The sequence below is a fragment of the Onishia taeanensis genome, from assembly GCF_013349955.1.
In the GTDB taxonomy this organism is placed as follows: Bacteria; Pseudomonadota; Gammaproteobacteria; order Pseudomonadales; family Halomonadaceae; genus Onishia; species Onishia taeanensis_B.
The window spans coordinates 1-3,807 of the sequence record NZ_JABVXC010000029.1 but is presented as its reverse complement, the minus strand read 5'-3'; the positions used below and the strand labels follow the sequence as shown (position 1 = coordinate 3,807).

Here is a 3,807-nt window from a genome sequence, read left to right as displayed (position 1 = left end):
TAGCAGCCTGATGGGCGGCTTAGTCCAACAGGCATTTATACGCCATGCTCCGCACGGCGAAGAAATGCTGAACAGTTGAACAGTTATGTTTAAAAGGTAAGTATGTTTATCTCAGAGAGCTACAGAAATTCATTTGAACGGTTTTCTAAAGAGGAAAGTCAATATTTAATCGATTTATTCCGAGGCGATGGTGGAGTTGACTATCCGTTTGGGTATTTGTTTGGGAAGCTAACAGAAAAAGATACAGATGTTGTCAATCTGATAAGTGATCTAAGGCAAGACAAGATGTCAGATGAGAGCTTTAGGCGTTTTGTTGTCGATTTAGAAAGAGCTAAAAATAAAAAGGAGAGCGAATCGCTTATTGAAAGGATAAGGGAATATGAAGAACTTGATCGAAGAGATCATATCTCAATAAAAAAATTAGAATTTATTTCTGCATACCTTCAATGTCTTGATTTCAATAAGGTTACCAATCACTATCAATCGATTTACAACTCCTTGAACGACGAAACAAGTATATTTAATTGCTCAATAGAGGATTATGTTGCATTTAAAATCGTTGAATTATTGTATGAATATTACGAGCAGTCGTTGAAAAGGTTTTCAGTCCCAGAACATAATAACCTTGAGGGCCTATATGTTAAAAATGGAATATCGCTAAATGAGGTTGATACTCAATACAACAAACACCAACTTCTAACGATTGATGCTAATTTTGAAATATCTGATAGCAACATTCCAAAAGTTTATGATAAACGAATTCAAGCGTATGTTCTAATTAATGAAATACCTTCGGAATTGCTGAAATTATTCAAACAGTTGAAGGAGGAAGGTTTAATAAATTCTATCGCCCTTCGTCCTGAGTACTCATTGGCTGGTGATGGATTCATTGACTTATCAATTGCTCTTGAAGAGTTAGAGCGAGGAGAAACTTTCTCGCTTGGTAAACTCGGGGCTCCATCAATATCAAAATTGTATTCAAAGGAATATGACAATTTATGGGTCGTTATAGATAAAAGAAACATTACATTCGAAGAAATAGTTCAAGATTTTTATATCTATAACGATTGTATTGTGACTCAAGTTGTTCATTTGGAGTATGAAGGGGTTGGAACAGTCGAACCACTTATAACTCATATTGATCATGAATACATATTTTACACTATTGATGAGTACGAAAAGAGGCAACAGGATTACACTCAAAAAGGTAATGCAATTAAAAGATATAAAACATTTAAGATTGATAATTCAAAAATTCCATTTTATGTTAGTGATATGTTTATTCTTTATTACATCATAGAGAAGTTTTTCAAAAAAAAGGAATTGCTTAATGAGTATTTCGAGAGCGTATTAAAAACATAACAAGTACATGCACTCGGACAGAAAAAAAGCGCCATTCGTTCCTCACTCTGCTTTTTTCTGCCGGTGATTTGAGGCGTTATGTGAAAAATAGGAGAGACCATGGATCGGTTCCACGATCTTATAGAAGGTTACCTTGAAGACCGTAAAAAGACTCTTCAAGAAGAGTAGTTCAATATGGGTAGTTGTATAAAAAGACTGAAAAATAGAACTCGCGCAAAGGAATTACGCAGGCTGGTTGCCGTTGATTCGAGATTGAATGAAAAATGGTTAGAGGAGTTTCAGGTGGTTTTTTCAGGTCAGGAATCGGTTTCTGCAAGCCCTGATAAAGCCCTCCTTACTATCGACACTCATATGAAGAAACAGAACAGTCGTAGTTTTTTCCTAGTCGTTTACGGCGCGCTGATCGCGGCGACCTTCAAGCTGATAGGAATCGATCTTTCTATATTGCTGGTTTTTCTGGGGTTTCTGCTAGCAGGCGAGCGACTGATCGTTAATGAAACCATCGGCGCTTTGGAAGAGCTTAAGCTGATGGTTGAGCATATAAAAAACACATAACAATACGCTGTTGTCGGACAATTTCTCCGCCGCTTCGCGGCTCCAAAATTGCCTCAAAGCTTTGCGTTAGGCACCTATGACACATATGGATATCTGCAAAGCCAACATTGCACTGGGTCAGGAAGTGCATGACTTTATGGTCAATGTGCCAGATGTTAACGAAGAGTCCGTTACGGATTTTCTAATTTGGCGTTGGCGCCAGTTGGACAGCCGCTTTAAGTACTTGTCCGCTAAGACTTTTACGAAGTATCAAGAACACCGCTTAACTGGAGCCGATTTTGAATTGGAGCTTTGGCTAGTAGGACGGAAGAAAGCTATTCCGTTATTGTTTCAGGCAAAGAAATTCATCAAATCCTTCGATTCGTACGTACGTAAGTTTAATTATCCAGGCAACAGCCAAAGCCAACTTGCCACTCTTCAGAATTATGCAGCCTCACGTTCGTTGCTGCCGTTTTACGCAATTTATAGCACCAATGCCGGAGGGGCCAAAGCATTGTGCGCCGGTCGGCGATTACAAAGTAATGCTGGCGTTTTTATGTTGCCGGCCTCAGATGCAAAGGCTTTCGGTGACACTAAATTTGGGAAGCGGCTTGGGTTACAAACCATACTCAATAAGTCCAATCCGTTTCATTGCATTTTCTGCTGTCCGTTGACGCGCAGCGGTAAATATTTCAGCCACTACTTCGACACAGAATTAGATGTCATCGCTCGGGACTCCGAGGAATTGCCACCGTATGTCCAAGCCCTCTTGCATTCCGAAAATCCTAGCGACAGGGAATCTTGGCCAGAAGAATGTTCGCGTATAAAGGCAATCGGCGTATACGATCTGAGGGAGGAAGAGTAAATGCCTAACAAACGCAGTCACAGCGACGGCTTTTTCGTTGCGGCTTCGCTTCCACTACAAAGCCGCGCGTGCTGTGGGCGTTGAGCCTGTAGAAAAACCCCGCTGACGGCTAAGTTTTGGTAGGATCGAGAAAACAGACGAGGAGTGGTCAGCATGCCGAGCTTCAAGCCTTATAACCACGATCAAAATGCCATGGTGGTGATCAACTACCAAGGTCAACTCCAACCCGGTACCTTTGAGCACGCAGTGCATTACCTGATCGAGCATAAACTCGACTTGTCCGTTTTCCACCCCAAGTACCGCAACGATGCGACCGACCGGCTGGCCTATGATCCGGCCATCCTGCTTAAGATTATCCTGTTTGCTTACTCCAAAGGCATCACCTCCAGCCGTGAGATGCAGTGGTGCTGCGAGACCAATATTATTTTCAAAGCCCTTTCCTGCGATACCGTGCCCCACTTCACCACGCTGGCGAGCTTTGTCAGCGGCCATGCCGAAGAAATCGAAGCGCTGTTCGAGCAAGTCCTGCTGGTATGTCATGAAGAGGGGTTACTGGGTAACGAACTCTTTGCCATTGACGGATGCAAGATGCCCTCAGACGCCTCAAAAGAGTGGTCGGGCACTTTCAAAGAATTGAGCGAGAAGCGGGAGAAGCTACGCCGTCTCATTCGCCATCACTTGGTAGAGCACCACGCTCGGGATGAAGCCGAGACGGAAGCCGACCTGGATCGGGATATCCGCCGCGCCAAGACGATTCTCTCGCTAGATGCTGCCATGAACAAAGTGGACCGCTTCCTAAGGACGCACAGCCCAAGGATGGGCCAAGGGAAGCAGCGCAAGGAAGTAAAGAGCAACGTCACCGATAACGAAAGCGCCAAGATGACCACCAGCAAAGGGACGATGTCAACGCCAATGAAGGTTGTCCGCTTTTCATCAGTTCAGATTGTCCAGTTTATGTCAGTGCTTTTCCATCGGAACAGATTCAGGCTCGTGTGAGGGGTCGTCCTCCTTCGTCGTTGGTGTCGTCACCAGACCGGCTCGTCGCT

General features: G+C 43.5%; 3 protein-coding genes and 1 pseudogene. All 4 read left to right on the top strand.

Annotated features, from left to right (window positions below; all coding sequences use genetic code 11):
• Positions 1-102 precede the first annotated feature (102 nt).
• Positions 103-1,362, top strand: coding sequence for a hypothetical protein (locus HUS66_RS17270; protein WP_175072430.1), 1,260 nt, complete (start codon positions 103-105; stop codon positions 1,360-1,362).
• 174 nt (positions 1,363-1,536) lie between these two features.
• Positions 1,537-1,917, top strand: coding sequence for a hypothetical protein (locus tag HUS66_RS17265; RefSeq protein WP_175072429.1), 381 nt, complete (start codon positions 1,537-1,539; stop codon positions 1,915-1,917).
• A 76-nt stretch (positions 1,918-1,993) separates the two neighbouring features.
• On the top strand, positions 1,994-2,761 hold the full coding sequence (locus HUS66_RS17260; RefSeq protein WP_217488173.1) for a DUF6615 family protein: 768 nt from the start codon (positions 1,994-1,996) through the stop codon (positions 2,759-2,761).
• Between the two features lie 153 nt (positions 2,762-2,914).
• Positions 2,915-3,452: pseudogene (locus HUS66_RS18175) on the top strand (transposase); the annotation flags it as partial.
• Positions 3,453-3,807: the final 355 nt, after the last annotated feature.